This is a genomic window from Acrocarpospora corrugata (assembly GCF_009687845.1).
GTDB classification, from domain to species: Bacteria; Actinomycetota; Actinomycetes; order Streptosporangiales; family Streptosporangiaceae; genus Acrocarpospora; species Acrocarpospora corrugata.
On sequence record NZ_BLAD01000062.1, the window covers coordinates 1 to 16,553 of the forward strand.

Sequence of the window (16,553 nt, forward strand, 5' to 3'; positions counted from 1 at the left end):
GTTTTGGAGTTTTTGGGCCAGCGTGAGGGTGGCGGCGGCCAGGGTTCGGGTGGTTTCGGGGGTGGTCATGAGGAGGGGGTGGGCTTCGACGGTGATGTCGGGGTGGGACGTTTGGGAGTCCTGTTCGGCTACCAGCCAGCCGTTGAGGAGGGGTGAGCCGTACAGGTCGAGGACTGCCTGGGCGGTGGTTTCGCGGCCGATGGCGGTGAGGCAGGCGTCGGCCATGCCGCGGACGGGGGAGCCGTCGATGATGGGGGAGACGCCGACGACGGTTTTGGCTTCCAGGGCGGGGCGGATGCCGGGGATCTGGAGGATTGTGCCGATGCTGACGACGGGGTTGGAGGGCGGGAGGATGACGACGTCGGCGGCTTGGATGGCGTCCAGGACGCCGGGGGCGGGTTTGGCGTCGTCGGCGCCGACGAGGATGATCTCCTGGGCGGGGGTCGAGGCGCGGAGGCGGACCCACCACTCCTGGAAGTGCACCGCGTGGCGGCCCTTGTCGTCGGTGATGACGACGTGGGTCTCGGTGCGGTCGTCGGACATCGGGATTAGCCTGACCCCCGGCTGCCAGCGGGCGCAGAGGGCCTCGGTGACCTGGGAGAGCGGGAAGCCGGCGCCGAGCAGCTGGGTGCGGATGATGTGGGTGGCGAAGTCGCGGTCGCCGAGGCCGAACCACTGGGGTTCCATGCCGTAGGCGGCCAACTCCTCCTTGACCGTGAATTTTTCATCGGCCCGGCCCCAGCCCTGCTCCTCGTTGATCCCGCCCCCGAGTGTGTACATGACCGTGTCGAGGTCGGGGCAGACCCGGAGGCCGAACAGGGTGATGTCGTCACCAGTGTTGCCGATCACAGTGATGTCGGCGTCGGGGGCCGCCGCCTGGAGACCGCGCAGGAATCGGGCCCCGCCGATCCCGCCCGCCAAGGACACGATTCGCATGCCGTCATCCTCGCACCGAGCACTGACATCTCTGCGGCACGCCTCCCGCCCACACCGCGACAGCCCTCCGACCTGCAGTGATATGAAGGGATTTGTGAGGCATAGGGCACTCGGGGGATTCAGGAGCTTGGTGGGTCAGCCGACGGCAAAGTCAGGCATGTGCGAAACTCGTCTTGGTATGCCGTTTGCATGCCGTTCGAATAACAGGGGGTCACTGTGATCAAGGTTGAACCGGCGAGGCTGCGTGAGCCCGCCGCTTGGATCATGCTCGCGGTGGTGTGTCCGGGCGTGCTGATCGGGGTGTGGTACTTCGTCGAGGCGCTGTTCGGAGGGACGCTCGGGGGGCTTGTCTCGACCGCGTTCCAGACGCAGGCGTCGGCCACCAGGGTGGCGTTGGCCGTGGGCGCGGTGGTGTTGACGACCCGGTTCGGCGCGCCGACTCCGCAGAGCCGGCTGATCGCTCTCATCAGCGTGGGGGCGCTGGCGCTGAGCGTGGTGTTCGGGCTGCTGAGCGGGCTGTTGATGCTGTTCGCCTCGTTCGACTTCGGCGACAAGATCATCATCCTGCTGAACTCGCTGCCCGAGCTGGCGCTGGCGGCGATCGCAGGGGTCTACATTCTCAGCACGATCGCTCCCGCGGCGGCGAAGCCGGCCAGGCAGGGCAGGCCGCAGGAGCGGAACGAGGAGCCGTTCTTCGGCGGTTACCAGAACGACGGATTCCAGGGTTACGGCTCGTACCCGTCCCCGGAGCCCGCTGGTGCTCCCGTTCCGACTGCTCAGGTGCCCTCCGTCTCGACCGCGCCGTCCGCCGTGCCACCACAACCACAACCATCCGCGCAGCCCGCCCTTCCGTACGGATCGGCTGAGCGCCCTGCCGATCGCACTCAGGACGCTTACGCGGCCCCGGTATACGACCAGGGATACGCCGCCCAGCCCGGTTTCGTTCAGTCCCCGGAGCAAGTGAACGGGAACGGCTACCAGCCGCCGGTGTACGCCGCCGCGCCGCAGGCGTTTCCGCAGCAGCAGCCGCCGCAGGGACCGGTGTTCGACCAGCACGGGTACGCGGGGGACTCGCCGTCCTTCCCGCCGGTGGCCTATAACGAGCCGACATATGCGGAGCCGGTCTACTCCGAGCCGGTTTATAAGGAACCGACCTATTCGGAGCAGCCCGCGTACCAGGAGCCTGCCTATCAGGAACCCGCGTACCAGGAGCCTGCTTATCAGGAGCCGACGTACCAGCCGAATCAGAGCAATTACGGCGGGTCTCCGTTCTCCGGGTATTCGGGGCAGCAGTTCGCGCAGCAGGCGTACGAGCCGTCCTACGAGGGCGACCTGAGGGAGCAGCAGCTCGCGCAGGCCTACCAGCAGGCGCAGTCCTACCAGCAGACGCCGACGGCGCCTCAGCAAGCGCCTCAGCAAGCGCCTCAGCCGGTCTACAACAACCCGCTCGGGCACCCGCAGACGCGCGAGCCGTACCAGCAGGATCGGTTCCAGGGGGATCCGCTGAGCGGGCCCGAGCAGACCGTGCGGTATCAGGGTGATCCGCTCAGCAGCCCTGACCAGGGGCGGTATCTGGGCGATCCGCTCAGTGGCCCCGAGCGGACCCGCTTCCAGGGCGATCCGCTCACCGATCCGCTGCGCGGCGACGAGCTGCTCGACCCCACCGCGATCTACAAGCCGGAGCGCCAGCAGGCAAAGCCCGAGGAAGGGACGAGTAGAGAACAGGCAGCTCAGGGGGCCGATGGCAACCCGCATTGGTACGGTTCCGACCGCCGAGACCACTGATCTAGAGCACCAGATACCGGGGCAAGCATGTCTTTCCCCGGGTATCGGTATGCCGCTTGACGCCACACCTGAGACACGCGTGTAATTACAGCTGTGTTGTTACGCCTTCCTCGAGGTGGGTATGAGGACGGCGTCCATAGGGGGGCACCATTTGCTGTTGGTGACGGGCGGGCGACAGGGAGGTGTGCAGTGACCGAGCCGGTCATGGCACAGGCGCTCGACGGTGAAGATCTGGGTTGGCAGGAGCGTGCGTTGTGCGCTCAGACCGACCCGGAGGCGTTCTTTCCAGAGAAGGGCGGCTCCACCCGAGAGGCTAAGAAGGTATGCCGGGCGTGCGAAGTGCGCGCGGAGTGCCTTGAATACGCATTGGAACACGACGAGCGATTCGGTATCTGGGGCGGGCTGTCGGAGCGGGAGCGACGGCGCATCAAGCGTCAGGCCGTGTGAACAACGCGGGGGTCACGTTTGTGGCCCCCGCACTCTTTTTTCGGCCCTAGGCTAACCCCAGGACAGACCCCCAGGTCCCCCGGCCGAACCTCAAGGACCCCCGTGCAGACCCCGGTGCATTCCGTCACCGCGATCGTTGTCGCCCATGACGGCGCTCGATGGCTCAGCGAGACGCTCGCGGCGGTGCTCGGCCAGACCTACCGCCTCGACCGCGTGGTCGGCGTCGACAACGGCAGCCGCGACGACAGCGGCAAACTCCTGACCCAGGCCTTCGGCCCGCAGGCCGTGGTCAGCATGCCCCGCTCGACCGGTTTCGCGCAGGCGGTGCACGACGTGATGCGCCGCCTGCCGCCCGCCACCCAGGGCCGGGAGTGGATCTGGCTGATCCACGACGACTGCGCCCCGGACCCGCGCGCCCTGGAGACCCTGCTGTGGGTGGCCGACCAGGACGAGAAGGCCGCCATCCTGGGACCGAAACTCCGCGACTGGCTGGACCGCAAACTCCTGCTGGAGATCGGCGTCACGGTGGCCAGGTCGGGCCGCCGGGAGACCGGCCTGGAGCCCCGGGAGTACGACCAGGGCCAGCACGACCACGACTTCGGCGGGATCAGGGACGTGCTCTCGGTGTCCACCGCCGGCATGCTCATCCGCCGCGACGTCTGGGATGAACTGTCCGGCCTGGACCCGAAGCTTCCGCTGTTCCGCGACGACCTGGACTTCTGCTGGCGGGCCCGCGCGGCCGGGCACCGGGTGCTGGCGGTGACCAGCGCGATGGCCTACCACGCGGAGGCGTCCAGCCGCCGCAGGCGCAGGATCGCGGCCAGCGACGACCACCCGCGCCGGCTGGCCCGCCGGTACGCGCTGTTCGTGATCATGATCAACCTGCCGTTCGCGGCGATGCTCTGGTCGATGGTCAGGAACACCTTCGGCTCGCTGATCAGGACCTTCCTGTTCCTGCTGGCCAAGCAGCCCGCGCACGCGCTGGACGAGGTCGTCGCGCTGGGCTCGGTGCTCTTCCATCCCGGCAAGCTGCGCCGGGCCAGGAAGACCCGCAGACGCAACCGGAAACAGGGCTATCAGCTCGTCAAACCGTTGTTCACTCCGCCTATCGCAGCGCTCCGCCGCATTATGGACATGGTCCGGGGCCAGCTGGCCGGCGCGGGCCCGATGGATTCGGCCGGGCGTCACCACGCCGTCGCCTCCTCGCCGGAGGAGGAGGGCGAGGAGCTGCTCAACGACGACGGCAGTGTGCTGCGCCGGTTCTTCGGCAATCCGGGGGTGCTGCTGTGCCTGCTGCTGATCGCCGTCACGGTGGCCGCGCACTGGCGGCTGGCCACGGGCGGCCTGCTCGGCGGCGGGGCGCTGGTGCCGGTGGTGGGCGGCGCGTCGGATCTGTGGGATCTGTACTTGCAGGGCGATCAGGCGCCTTATGTGGCGGTGCTGGCGGGGCTGTCCACGCTGTTCTTCGGCAAGATCTGGCTGGCCGTCGCGGTGCTGCTGCTGGGATGCGTGCCGTTGGCTGGGTTCTCGGCCTATGTGGCGACGCGGCGGATCATCCCGTATGCCCCGGCGCGGGTCTGGTTGGCCGTTTCCTATGCGTTGCTCCCGGTTGCTACCGGAGTGGTGGCCGCTGGGCGGATCGGTTCGGCCGTCGTGATCGTGTTGCTGCCCGCCTACGCCTCGCTGGCCACCCGCGTCCTCTCCGATCAGGGCCGCTCGGCCCGGAGAGCCGCCTGGGGGCTCGGCCTGCTGCTCGCGGTCGGTACAGCCTTCGTTCCCCTCCTTTATGGCTTCGTGTTCGTTCTGGGCGCGCTCGCGGCCCTCTCCTTCGGCGGCGTACGGCGCGGCGTCGGGATCTCGCTGGCGATCAGCCTGGCCGTCCCCATCGTGCTGCTGTTCCCGTGGCTGGCCACCTTCGCCGCCGACCCGGCCAGAATCCTGCGGGAGGCCGGCCTGCCGTTCCCCGCCGACCCCCGGCTGCCCGCCGAGGCCCTGCTCACCCTGAACCCCGGCGGCCCCGGCACGCCACCCCTCTGGACGACGGCCGGGCTGCTCGCCGTCGCCCTGGGCGCGCTGCTGCTCCGGCGGCACCAGATGATCGTCGCCGTCGGCTGGGGCGTCGCCATCTTCGGCGTGCTCGTGGCCACCGTGGTCAGCCGCCTGTCCGTCTGGCCGGGCGTGCCGCTGGCGTTCGCGGCCACCGGCCTGCTGGTGGCCACCGCGCTCGCCGCGCACCGGGTCGCCGAGTTCCGCAAAGCGGGCGGCTGGCGCAAGTTCGGCGCGCTGCTGATCTCGCTGGTCGCCTTCGCGACCCCGCTGGCCGCCGCCGGGCTGTGGTTCTGGGAGGGCGCGCGCGGCCCGCTGACCTGGAACGTCCGGGATCCGCTGCCGCCGCTGGCCGCCGCCAAGACCGCCAAGGGCGAGGGCACCCTGGTGCTGCGCTCGAACGGCGGCGCGCTCGCGTACACGGTCCTGCACGGGCGCAGCCCGCTCGTCGGCGAATCCGACGGCGCGGTCACCGACCCGGGCGTCACGGCCGCCGTGGCCGGGCTGGCCTCCGGCCGGGGCGGGCAGGACGCCAGGACGCTCGCCGCCAGGGGCGTCATGTTCGTCGCGGTGCCCGCGCCGATCGACCCGCTGCTGCGCCGCGCGCTCGACTCGGAACCGGCGCTGACCCGGCTCAGCCTGTCCAAGTCGTCCGGCCTGTGGCGGATGGTGGTCCCGGTCGCCCCGCCCGCGCCGCCCCCGCCGCTGGACACCTGGCAGCGCGGCTGGCTGTGGGCGCAGGGCGGCCTGGTGCTGGTGATGCTCATCCTGGCCGCCCCCGGCGCGCGCCCGGTCGAGCCGGAGGCCCAGGTCGAGGAGCGGGTCCAGGAAGAGCGGGTGCTGGTGTGAGACGCCTGATCGAGAACCGCTTCGGCCTGCTCGCCCTGGTCCTGATCGCGCTGGCCGCCGTGTACGGCGGCGCGTTCGTCAGCCGCCCCGCCCCCGTCAAGGTCACCCCGGTCAAGCCGGTGCAGGCCGCGATCGAGTCGGTCTCCACCGTCTGCCCCGACCCCGGCGGCGCCACGATCAGCGCGGTCGCCCCGCCGGGCCCGCGCGGCTCCGGCCAGGCCGAGGTCCTGGACGGTGACAAGCCGGTCACCCTCTCCGAGGCCGGCACGCTCTGGCAGAAGACCGCAGCCAAGGACGCCGACCCGATCCGGGTGATCGCCACCGGCGCGATGGCGTCGGGCCTGGAGGCCGCCAGGATCAGCAGGACGCTGACCGGCGACGCCCGCGGCCTGTCCGGCGTGCGCTGCGTCGAACCGAGCGCGAGCGCCTGGTTCGTCGGCCCTGGCCCGGCCGCCGCCGACCTCACCCTGCACCTGTCCAACGTGGAGGCCGCCCCCGCCGACGTCTCCTTCGTCGTGTACGCCGGCGAGGGCCTGGTCGTCACAGAACGCTCCACCGGCATGGTCCTGGACCCCGGCGAGCACCGCACCGTCAAGATCCGCGACGCCACCACCTCACCCCTGGTCATGGGCCTGCACGTGATCGCAGGCCGGGGCCGGGTGACCGCCGCCGTGGAAGCAGAACTCGGCCGCGGCAACGGCGCCGACTGGCTGCCGCCCGCCGGTGAACCCGCCACCCGGGTGGTCGTCCCCGGCGTGCCCGGCAGCGCGGGCCAGCGCAAGCTCTACATCACCGCCCCCGGCGACCAGGACACCGTCGTCCAGGTGAAAGCCGTGCTCAAGGACGGTTCGTACGCCCTGAAGAACCGCGAGGAGGTCACCGTCCCCGCAGGCTCCACCACCACCATGGACCTGTCCACGGGCATCGGCGGACAGCCGGCCGCGCTCCTGCTCACCGCGCGGAACCCGATCGTGGCCGGGCTGGAGATCACCGGCACCGGCACCCTCCAGGACGTCGCGTACACGGCCGGAGCGCCCTCCATCGACCTCGGCAGCGTGGTCGCCGACGGAAGGGCCGGCAAGACGCAGACCTCGCGCCTGATCCTGTCCGCGCCCTTCGGGGCCGCCAGCGTGCGGGTCCAGATCCTGCTCAAGGAGGGCGCGCCCCCGCCGCCGACCCAGGTGGAGATCCCGGCGGGCCGGACCCGCGAGGTCAAGCTGACCGGCGACGGCAAGGGCTTCAGCGTCGTGATCACCCCGCAGCCAGGCTCAGGACCGGTGTGGGGCGGCCGGGTGATCGAGGAGAAGACCTCCTCCGGTCAGCTGGTCACCGCCCAGCCGCTGCAGGTGGCCAGAACCTGGGCGCTGGCGCCGCCCACGGTCGACTCGCCGCGCGCGGTGCTGCCCTGAGTCAGTCCCCGTCGTATCCGGGATCCACCGCCTCCGGGGTGAGCCCCAGCAGGCTGGCGACCTGTTCCACCACCACCGAGTGCACCAGCCCGGCCAGATGCTCGCGGTCCCTGGCGCGCGCCTCCATCGGCCGCCGGTAGACCACCACCAGCGCGGGTTCGCCGCCGGCCGCCGGTTCCGCCCGCCCGAACGGGATCGGGTCGGAGGCCAGCCGGCCAGGACCGTCGATCAGCTCGCTGGCCCGGGGCACCTCCTCCACCCCGAACTCGACCGAGGCCAGTTCCTTGGACCAGCGCACCCGGAGCCGGTCCACCGCGTCCAGCACCAGGTCGTCGAAGCGCTCGCCGCGGGATCTGGCGATCGGCACGTGCGAGGGCGCCAGCGGGCCGCGCATGCCCCGGCCGTGGCGGTCGCGTCGTCGAGGACTCATCCGGCCAGCTTAGGGGAGGCACGGAAGGCCGCCACGGGTGTCCGGATTGTGGCGACACGCTCGTTAAGAGGGGCCGGGTGGTGGCAATGTGCACGCGGACCGGATACGGTCCCTCCGTGAGCCCCGTCCGCAGCTGTTCCCGTACCGCCTGCAGGCAGCCTGCCGTCTTCACACTCACGTACGTGTACGCCGACTCGACCGCTGTTCTGGGCCCGCTGGCTACGTACGTCGAGCCGCACTGCTATGACCTGTGCGCGGAGCACGCAGAGCGGCTTACCGCGCCCCGAGGGTGGGAGGTGGTGCGCCTGCCGTACGAGCCGGGTGCGCCGAGCGGAGACGACTTGGAGGCGCTCGCCAACGCCGTGCGCGAAGCGGCCCGACCGGCCCCCGCGGCCGGTGAGCCGACCGGGCAGGCGGTCGAGGTGGGCCGCCGAGGCCACCTGCGCGTGCTGAAGTCCGCCCAGCCCAACCGCGAACGCTGACCGGTTCGGCCCGATAGGCTCGAACCGAAGCATTCGCGAATCTTAGGGGCTGGAGTGGGCGACTTCGCCACGATCTTCAAGGCGTACGATGTGCGCGGCGTGGTTCCCGGCGAACTGGACGAAGAGATCGCCGAAGCCGTCGGAGCCGCATTCGTCGAGGTGGTCGAGGCGACCTCGCTGGTGATCGCGCATGACATGCGGGACTCCTCCGGGCCGCTGGCCGCCGCCTTCGCCCGCGGCGCGACCGCCCGCGGCGCGGACGTGATCAACGCCGGGCTCGGCTCCACCGACCTGCTCTACTACGCCAGCGGCAGCCTGGACCTGCCGGGCGTGATGTTCACCGCCAGCCACAACCCGGCCCGCTACAACGGCATGAAGATGTGCCGCGCGGGCGCGGTCCCGATCGGCCGCGAGACCGGGCTGACCGAGATCAGGGACCGGGCCGCGACGCTGCTGGGCGTCCCGCTCGGCCGCCGGACCGGGAGCGTCACCGAGAAGAACCTGCTGGCCGGTTACGCCGGCCATCTCCGGTCGCTGGTGGACCTGTCCGGCAGCCGGCCGCTCAAGGTGGTCGCGGACGCGGGCAACGGCATGGGCGGACTGACCGTCCCCGAGGTGTTCGCCGGGCTGCCGATCACGCTGATCCCGCTCTACTTCGAGCTCGACGGCGACTTCCCGAACCACGAGGCGAACCCGCTCCAGCCGGAGAACCTGATCGACCTGCAGCGGGCCGTGCTGGCCGAGGGCGCCGACGTCGGTCTCGCCTTCGACGGCGACGCGGACCGCTGCTGGGTGATCGACGAGCGCGGCGCGTCGGTCTCGCCGTCCACGATCACCGCCCTGGTCGCCGCCAGGGAGCTGGCCAAGCACCCCGGTTCGACGATCATCCACAATCTGATCACCTCACTCGGGGTGCCGGAGATCGTCCGCGAGCACGGCGGGGTGCCGGTCCGCACCCGGGTCGGGCACTCCTACATCAAGGCCGACATGGCCAGGACCGGCGCGGTGTTCGGCGGCGAGCACTCGGCGCACTACTACTTCAAGGATTTCTGGTTCGCCGACTCCGGCCTGCTGGCGGCGCTGCACGTGCTGGCCGCGCTCGGCGAGCAGGATCGCCCGCTGTCGGAGGTGCTGTCGGGCTATGCCCGGTACGCCGCCTCCGGCGAGATCAACAGCACGGTCGCGGACCAGGCCGCCGCGATCACCCAGGTGCGCGCGGCGTACGCGTCCCGCGACGGTGTTACGTTCGACGAGCTGGACGGACTCACCGTGACCGGCCCCGACTGGTGGTTCAACTTGCGCGCGTCCAACACCGAGCCGCTGCTCCGGCTGAACGCCGAGGGCGCGGACGCGGCGCGGATGGCTGCGGTGCGCGACGAGGTTCTGAGAGAGGTACAAGGGATTTGAAGATCGACGACTGGCTGCTGGACATCCTGGCCTGCCCCTCGTGCAAGTCCCCGCTCCGGGCGTCCGCCGACAGCGACGAGCTGGCGTGCACCGCCGAGTCGTGCGGGCTGGTCTATCCGGTGCGCGACGACATTCCGGTGCTCCTCGTCGACGAGGCCCGGAAGGCATGAACTGGGAGCCTGAGCAGCTCGACGACCAGGCTTATCTGGCCGCCGGGGATCCCTCGGGCCTGCTGGTCTCGGTCGCCTCCTCGGCCGCCCAGATCCGCACCGCGCACCGCGCCGCCGCCGAGGCCGCCGTGGACGCGATCGCGTCCGAGGGGCGGCCACGGGCGATCGTGGTGGCCGGGACGGGCGTCGCGGGCGTGGCCGGGGACGTGCTGGACGCCGTCTGCGGGCACGGCTCCTCCGTGCCGGTGTCGATCGTCCGCGGCTACCGGCTGCCCGGCTGGGTGGGCGCGGCCGACCTGGTGATGGCGGTGTCCGGCACCGGGGACACCGAGGAGACCCTGACGGTGGCCGCCGAGGCGGCCAGGCGCGGCTGCCGGCTCCTGGCCGTGGGCGGCAAGGGGTCGCCGTTGCAGGCGCTGGCCACCCAGCGGAGCGCGCCGTTCGTCCCGGTCGATCCGGCCGCGAGGACGGCGCTGTGGCCGCTGGTGGTGCCGCTGATCGCCGCCGCCGGCTCGCTCGGCCTGGTGGAGGCGGGCGTGGACCTGTTCGAGTCGGTGGCCAAACGGCTGGAGGACGTGGCGCACCGCTGCCGGCCGTCCAGCGAGTCGTTCATCAACCCGGGCAAGACGCTCGCCGATGAGATCGCGGAGACGATCCCGGTGATCTGGGGTTCGTCCCGGTTGATGGCGGTCGCCGCGGCCCGGCTGGCCGGCCAGCTGAACGAGAACGCCCGCTACCCCGCCATCTGGGGCGAGCTACCGGAGGCCGGGCACAACCAGCTCGCCGCCCTGGACGGCCCGCTGGCCCAGCGCGACATCTTCGCCGACGGGCCGACCCGCTCGCTGCGCCTGTTCATCTTCCGCGACGCCGAGGAGCATCCGCAGGTCGCCAAGGCCCGCCAGCTGTCGGTCCGGCTGGCCCAGGACCGCGGCGTCCCGGTGTCCGAGATCGCCGCCGAGGCCGGGCATCCGCTGGAACGGCTGGCCACGGTGATCGGCCTGGGCGACTACGCCGGCGTCTATCTGTCGCTCGGTTACGGCGGCGATCCGGCCCCCGTCTCGGCCGTTGCCGAGCTGAGGGCAAGAATTGGCCAATAGGATCTCCTTGGTCGAGTACTGGAGGAGTCTTCTGTGAGCGCGGGTGGCGGTACCAAGGCGATCATCGCGGCGTTGGTCGCGAATATGGCTATCGCGGTGGCGAAGTTCGTGGCGTTCCTGTTCACGGGGTCGTCGTCCATGCTCGCGGAATCGGTGCACTCGGTGGCCGACTCGGGCAACCAGGCGTTGCTGCTGGTCGGTGGCAAGCGGGCGGCCCGGGGCCGTACTCCGGAACATCCGTTCGGGTATGGCCGGGAGCGCTATTTCTACGCGTTCGTGGTGGCGGTCGTGCTGTTCACCATCGGCGCGGTCTTCTCGCTGTACGAGGGCTATCACAAGATCTCGCACCCGGAGGAGCTGACCTCGCCTCAGTGGGCGTTCGGGGTGTTGATCTTCGCGATCATCGCGGAGCTGTTCTCGTTCCGTACCGCCATCGTGGAGTCCAACCTGGTGCGCGGGTCGCAGTCGTGGGTGTCGTTCATCCGCCGCTCCAAGTCGCCCGAGCTGCCGGTGGTGCTGCTGGAGGACCTGGGCGCGCTGGTCGGCCTGATCTTCGCGCTGTTCGGCGTGACGATGGCGGTCGTCACCGGGGAGCCGGTCTGGGACGGCATCGGCACCGTCATGATCGGCGTGCTGCTGGCGATCATCGCGGTGATCCTGGCGATCGAGACCAAGTCGCTGCTGATCGGTGAGGGCGCCGGCCCCGAGGTGGAGCGGCAGATCCGTACCGCCCTGGAGAGCGCGCCCGAAGTGACCAGGATCATCCACATGCGCACCCTGCACCTCGGGCCCGAGGAGCTGCTGGTGGCGGCCAAGATCGCGGTGGATCACGACGACACCGCGGCCGAGGTGGCGCGCGGCATCGACGAGGCCGAGCAGCGGATCAGGGCGCAGGTCCCGATCGCCCGGGTGATCTACCTGGAGCCCGACCTGGACCGGTCGAGCTCCCCGAACGGCAACCCCTAACGCCCGCGTAGCAGGCGCAGCGCCTTCTCCTTCTCGAAGTCCAGGGCCCGCCGGGGCGCCTGGATCCGCCCGATCCGGATGCCCAGGTCGCGCACGGCCTGGGCGACCGCGGGCTCGGACAGGGTCCGCAGCGCGAAGGCCAGCTCCGCGGGGGACACGTCGAAGCGGCGTTCCAGTTCCAGTGCCTGGGTGACCGCCGCCAGTTCCTCGGTGCCGAACCGGCGATGCGACCCCTTGTCGCGCACCGGCGGCAGCAGTCCGAGCGCTTCTCGGTAGCGGAGCATGCGCGGGGACATGCCCAGCCGCGCCGCCGCTTCGGTGATCCGCATACCCCCAGAATAGCGATTCTTACATTCTTGTGTGAGGTTCAGCCCTCCAGGCGTGCGCGGAGGGCGATTCGGCCCCTAAACTCGCAGACGTCGTTACGAGAGGGGACACCCCAGATGGACTTCAAGGTCGCCGACCTTTCGCTTGCGGACTTCGGCCGCAAGGAGATCCGACTCGCTGAGCACGAGATGCCGGGCCTGATGGCGACCCGCAGCGAGTTCGCCGCCAGCCAGCCGCTGCGCGGCGCGAAGATCATGGGCTCGCTGCACATGACCATCCAGACCGCCGTCCTGATCGAGACGCTGGTCGCGCTCGGCGCCGACGTGCGCTGGGTCTCGTGCAACATCTTCTCCACCCAGGACCACGCCGCCGCCGCGGTCGCCGTCGGCCCCGAGGGCACCGTCGAGGCGCCCAAGGGCGTGCCCGTCTTCGCCTGGAAGGGCGAGACGCTGGAAGAGTACTGGTGGTGCACCGATCAGGCGCTCCGCTGGCCGGACGGCTCCGGCCCGAACATGATCCTGGATGACGGCGGGGACGCCACCCTGCTGGTGCACAAGGGCGCCGAGTTCGAGAAGTCCGGCGTGGTGCCGACCGCCACCGAGGACGACCCCGAGGAGTGGGGCATCATCCTCGACCTGCTCCGCCGTACCGTCGACGACTCCAAGCGGTGGAGCGCGGTCGCCGCCGAGATCAAGGGCGTCACCGAGGAGACCACCACCGGCGTGCACCGGCTGTACGAGATGTTCAACAACGGCCAGCTGCTCTTCCCGGCCATCAACGTGAACGACTCGGTCACCAAGTCCAAGTTCGACAACAAGTACGGCTGCCGCCACTCCGTGCTGGACGGCCTGAACCGGGCCACCGACGTGCTGATCGGCGGCAAGGTGGCCGTGATCTGCGGCTACGGCGACGTCGGCAAGGGCTGCGCGGACGCGCTCCGCGGCCAGGGCGCCCGGGTCATCGTCACCGAGATCGACCCGATCTGCGCGCTCCAGGCGGCCATGGACGGGTTCCAGGTCACCACCCTGGAGGACGTGGTCGGCATCGCCGACATCTTCGTCACCACGACCGGCAACTTCGGCATCATCACCGCCGACCACATGGCGCAGATGAAGCACAACGCGATCGTCTCCAACATCGGCCACTTCGACAACGAGATCGACATGGCCGGGCTGGCCCGCATCCCCGGCATCGTGAAGGAGGAGGTCAAGCCCCAGGTGCACACCTGGACCTTCCCCGACGGCCACCAGATCATCCTGCTGGCCGAGGGCCGCCTGATGAACCTGGGCTGCGCGACCGGCCACCCGTCGTTCGTGATGTCCAACTCCTTCACCAACCAGGTGATCGCCCAGATGGAGCTGTTCACCAAGACCGACCAGTACCCCATCGGGGTGTACGTGCTGCCCAAGCACCTGGACGAGAAGGTCGCCCGGCTGCACCTGGACGCGCTCGGGGTGAAGCTGACCAAGCTCACCAAGAAGCAGGCCGAGTACATCGGGGTGGACGTCGAGGGTCCGTACAAGCCGGACCACTACCGCTACTAGCAGGTCGCTGAAGGGCCCCCGCCTGGGGGCCCTTCGAACGGGGGAGTCTTCGAACGTGGGAGTCGTGGACGGATCGCTGGCCGAGGCCGGGGAGCGGCGGATCGGCTGGGCCTCGCGGTCCATGCCGGTGCTGACGGCCATCGGGGCGCGGTTCGCCGAGGAGCTCCCCTTCGCCGGGATACGGATCGCGGCCTGCCTGCACGTCACCGCCGAGACCGCGGTTCTGATGGGCGCGCTCAGGGCGGGCGGCGCGGAGATCGCCCTGGCGGCGTCCAACCCGCTCTCCACCCAGGACGACGTCGCGGTCGCCCTCGCCGAGTACGGCATCGCCGTGCACGCGCGGGCGGGCGTGGACCGGGACACCTACTACCGGCACATCCACCGCGCCCTGGACATCGCCCCGGATCTGGTCCTCGACGACGGCTGCGACCTGGTCAACATCCTGCACACCGAGCGGACCGAGATCGCGGTCCTGGGCGGCTGCGAGGAGACCACGACCGGGATCATCCGGCTCCGGCAGATGGCCGCCGAGAACGCGCTCAAGTTCCCGATGGTCGCCGTCAACGACACCCGTACGAAGCGCATGTTCGACAACCGCTACGGAACCGGGCAGTCGACTTTCGACGGCATCATGCGGGCGACGAACGTGCTGCTGGCCGGGCGTACGGTGGTGGTCGCCGGGTTCGGCTACTGCGGCCGCGGCGTGGCCGAACGCGCCAAGGGCCTGGGCGCGCGGGTCATCGTCACCGAGATCGACCCGGTGAAGGCGCTGGACGCCTCGATGCAGGGCTACGAGGTGCGGTCGATGGCCGAGGCGGCCGTGGTCGGGGACGTCTTCATCACGGTCACCGGCAACCGCGACGTGATCCGCGCCGAACATCTGGTCCTGATGAAGGACGGCGCGATCCTCGCCAACGCGGGCCATTTCGATGTCGAGGTCGACGTCCGCGCCCTCGCCGACCTGGCCGACGCCGTCCACCCGGGAATCCGCCCCAACATGGACGAATACCTCCTGAACGGCCGCCGTCTCCTCCTCCTCGCCGAAGGCCGCCTCGTCAACCTGGCCGCCGCCGAGGGCCACCCCGCCGCCGTCATGGACATGTCCTTCTCAGCCCAGGCCCTCGCCGCCGCCTGGCTGGCCGGCGAGCACGCCAACCTCGCTCCCGGCGTGTATGACGTGCCCACCCAGATCGACACCCAGGTGGCGAGCCTGAAACTGGCCGCCACCGGGATCACCATCGACTCCCTCACCCCCGACCAGGAGTCCTACCTGCACTCCTGGCGCCTGGGCAGCTGATTATCGAGCCCTCTGCAGGAGCGGGAGGGCGACGTATGGGAAGGCCGGGCCGGTGGGTGTGCCGGGACCGGTGACGGGGCTCTCGCCGAGCTGCGGCGCGCCCGGACCGGCCGGCTCTCCCATCAGCATGCGGACGGTGATGGCGCCGACGTCGTCGCCCAGCCGGCGGCCGTTGGGAAAGCCCTGCTCGTCCCCGCCCAGGAGGCCGAACCGGTTCGGTCGCGGGGTGACGGGCGTGGCCATGTTGAGCCGCAGCTCGTCCGCCGGCGCGAACGCGCGCGGATCGGCGTCCTGGTTGAGCAGCTGCGAGTTCAGATCGACGCGGATGGGCCCGTTCGCCTTGGTGGTCAGCCCGGTGAGGAAGATCTCCTCCAGGTCGGTACGGGGTTCGGCCGGGGCCTTCGCGCCGGAACTGATCGCGATGGTGTGCGGAAGGCGGGGTTTGCGCACGGCGTCGATCAGGCCGCGGGCCCGGTTGTCCTCGGCGGGCGTGATCGTGTTGTAGTGGGGCGCGAGCTCGGGAATGATCGCGTCACAGAAGTTGGGGTTGCCCATCCGGGAGACCTGCCGGTAGCGCCCGCCGCCGGACCCGAACAGGTTGAGCGAGGCGCGGCCCGCCGCCGTGGTCACTCCGATCACCGGGTTGCGCCGCGGGTCGCCGTTGAGCGCGAGGGCCTTCTTGGGGACCTGGATGGCGAGCGTCTGGATGTTCTCCTGCAGACCCAGGTCGGTCTTGGGGAGCAGGGCGGCGAAACCGAGCCGGAGCATGCCGGCGATCTTGAAGTCGAAGAAGAAGGGATCGGTCGCCTGCCCCGCGTAGGTCTGCCCGCCACCGGGGAGCGGGACGACCGCCTTGTCACGGAGGGACGCGAAGTCGCCGAACGGCCCCGCGGACGCCCGGGGTGCGATCCCGTCGCTCACCAGGGTTCGCGGTGGCTGCCCAGGCCGCAGCTCCTGCAGCGTGTACGCCTGGGTGGTGTCGAGGCCGAACACACCGGTGTTCTTGAACGTCCAGCGGTAGGTCAGGCTGGGCCGGCCGGTGCCGTCGGAGTCGATGTTGAGGTCGTAGTAGGCGTTCGTCGCGAACCTGTACGTCGGCGACGGCAGCGGAGCCTGGAGCGGGAAGTAGTTCGCGATGAACGTCACCGTGTCCGGCTTGTCGGGACTGGTGAACGCGTAGAGGTCGGTCGTGTCCATGGCCGGATCGGCCGCCAGCAGCAGGGTGTCGAGATGACTCGACGCCTGGACTGTCGAGGGCCCGGAACCGGCGATCGTCGCCAGCAGGATCGCCCCGCCCGCGCCGACGGCCAGCGTCGTCCGGCTTCCATGTGAGATTTCCATGCTGCACCTATCGGCTCAAG

General features: G+C 70.4%; 15 protein-coding genes. 11 read left to right on the plus strand and 4 right to left on the minus strand.

Annotation, left to right across the window (positions count from 1 at the left end; genetic code table 11):
• Positions 1 to 936 (minus strand): 2-phospho-L-lactate transferase (gene cofD / locus Acor_RS24095; RefSeq protein ID WP_155339010.1); only part of this gene is annotated, 936 nt, incomplete at its 3' end.
• A gap of 216 nt (positions 937 to 1,152) precedes the next feature.
• On the opposite strand from cofD, the gene Acor_RS24100 reads away from it, so the two are divergent.
• From Acor_RS24100 to Acor_RS24115, 4 genes are all read left to right on the plus strand, one after another.
• Positions 1,153 to 2,721 (plus strand): sulfite exporter TauE/SafE family protein, encoded by a 1,569-nt coding sequence (locus tag Acor_RS24100; RefSeq protein WP_155339011.1) that lies wholly within the window; start codon positions 1,153 to 1,155, stop codon positions 2,719 to 2,721.
• Between the two features lie 204 nt (positions 2,722 to 2,925).
• Entirely contained in the window at positions 2,926 to 3,168 is a 243-nt protein-coding gene (locus Acor_RS24105; protein WP_155339096.1) for a WhiB family transcriptional regulator, read from the plus strand.
• 102 nt (positions 3,169 to 3,270) lie between these two features.
• Positions 3,271 to 6,063, plus strand: coding sequence for a glycosyltransferase family 2 protein (locus tag Acor_RS24110; protein ID WP_246239044.1), 2,793 nt, complete (start codon positions 3,271 to 3,273; stop codon positions 6,061 to 6,063).
• Complete coding sequence (locus tag Acor_RS24115; RefSeq protein WP_155339012.1) at positions 6,060 to 7,472, plus strand: DUF5719 family protein; 1,413 nt, start codon at positions 6,060 to 6,062, stop codon at positions 7,470 to 7,472. Before Acor_RS24110 ends, Acor_RS24115 begins: the two co-directional genes overlap by 4 nt.
• A 1-nt stretch (position 7,473) precedes the next feature.
• Here the strand turns inward: Acor_RS24115 and Acor_RS24120 are convergent, their stop codons facing one another.
• A complete protein-coding gene (locus Acor_RS24120) occupies positions 7,474 to 7,902 on the minus strand; it encodes a metallopeptidase family protein (RefSeq protein ID WP_155339013.1) in 429 nt (142 codons plus the stop codon).
• Positions 7,903 to 8,018: 116 nt separating this feature from the next.
• Here Acor_RS24120 and Acor_RS24125 point away from each other — a divergent pair, with 116 nt between their 5' ends.
• Genes Acor_RS24125 through Acor_RS24145 form a run of 5 tightly spaced genes read left to right on the plus strand, consistent with a single transcriptional unit; the run spans position 8,019 to position 12,024 of the window.
• On the plus strand, positions 8,019 to 8,384 hold the full coding sequence (locus Acor_RS24125) for a DUF3499 domain-containing protein (protein ID WP_155339014.1): 366 nt from the start codon (positions 8,019 to 8,021) through the stop codon (positions 8,382 to 8,384).
• A gap of 54 nt (positions 8,385 to 8,438) precedes the next feature.
• Entirely contained in the window at positions 8,439 to 9,791 is a 1,353-nt protein-coding gene (locus Acor_RS24130) for a phosphomannomutase/phosphoglucomutase (RefSeq protein WP_155339015.1), read from the plus strand.
• Positions 9,788 to 9,961: a Trm112 family protein gene (locus Acor_RS24135; protein ID WP_155339016.1), complete on the plus strand. Its 174-nt coding sequence runs from the start codon at positions 9,788 to 9,790 to the stop codon at positions 9,959 to 9,961. Before Acor_RS24130 ends, Acor_RS24135 begins: the two co-directional genes overlap by 4 nt.
• On the plus strand, positions 9,958 to 11,058 hold the full coding sequence (locus Acor_RS24140) for an SIS domain-containing protein (protein ID WP_155339017.1): 1,101 nt from the start codon (positions 9,958 to 9,960) through the stop codon (positions 11,056 to 11,058). Before Acor_RS24135 ends, Acor_RS24140 begins: the two co-directional genes overlap by 4 nt.
• A 33-nt stretch (positions 11,059 to 11,091) precedes the next feature.
• On the plus strand, positions 11,092 to 12,024 hold the full coding sequence (locus tag Acor_RS24145) for a cation diffusion facilitator family transporter (protein WP_155339018.1): 933 nt from the start codon (positions 11,092 to 11,094) through the stop codon (positions 12,022 to 12,024).
• Here the strand turns inward: Acor_RS24145 and Acor_RS24150 are convergent.
• The gene (locus tag Acor_RS24150; protein ID WP_155339019.1) at positions 12,021 to 12,353 is read right to left on the minus strand and encodes a MerR family transcriptional regulator; all 333 of its coding nucleotides are present in this window, start codon (positions 12,351 to 12,353) and stop codon (positions 12,021 to 12,023) included. The two genes, Acor_RS24145 and Acor_RS24150, sit on opposite strands and share 4 nt — an antisense overlap.
• Positions 12,354 to 12,467: 114 nt before the next feature.
• Here Acor_RS24150 and ahcY point away from each other — a divergent pair, with 114 nt between their 5' ends.
• Complete coding sequence (gene ahcY / locus Acor_RS24155) at positions 12,468 to 13,895, plus strand: adenosylhomocysteinase (protein ID WP_155339020.1); 1,428 nt, start codon at positions 12,468 to 12,470, stop codon at positions 13,893 to 13,895.
• A 55-nt stretch (positions 13,896 to 13,950) separates the two neighbouring features.
• A complete protein-coding gene (locus tag Acor_RS24160; RefSeq protein WP_422664833.1) occupies positions 13,951 to 15,192 on the plus strand; it encodes an adenosylhomocysteinase in 1,242 nt (413 codons plus the stop codon).
• Here the strand turns inward: Acor_RS24160 and Acor_RS24165 are convergent, their stop codons facing one another.
• Entirely contained in the window at positions 15,193 to 16,533 is a 1,341-nt protein-coding gene (locus tag Acor_RS24165) for a DUF4331 domain-containing protein (protein WP_155339022.1), read from the minus strand.
• Positions 16,534 to 16,553 lie beyond the last annotated feature (20 nt).

Excerpts from the sequence above, each read along its gene's own strand:
- Acor_RS24105 (WP_155339096.1), top strand. The coding sequence starts at position 2,926 with ATGGCACAGGCGCTCGACGGTGAAGATCTGGGTTGGCAGGAGCGTGCG.
- Acor_RS24150 (WP_155339019.1), bottom strand. The coding sequence starts at position 12,353 with ATGCGGATCACCGAAGCGGCGGCGCGGCTGGGCATGTCCCCGCGCATG.
- Acor_RS24140 (WP_155339017.1), top strand. The coding sequence starts at position 9,958 with ATGAACTGGGAGCCTGAGCAGCTCGACGACCAGGCTTATCTGGCCGCC.
- ahcY (WP_155339020.1), top strand. The coding sequence starts at position 12,468 with ATGGACTTCAAGGTCGCCGACCTTTCGCTTGCGGACTTCGGCCGCAAG.
- Acor_RS24120 (WP_155339013.1), bottom strand. The coding sequence starts at position 7,902 with ATGAGTCCTCGACGACGCGACCGCCACGGCCGGGGCATGCGCGGCCCG.
- Acor_RS24165 (WP_155339022.1), bottom strand. The coding sequence starts at position 16,533 with ATGGAAATCTCACATGGAAGCCGGACGACGCTGGCCGTCGGCGCGGGC.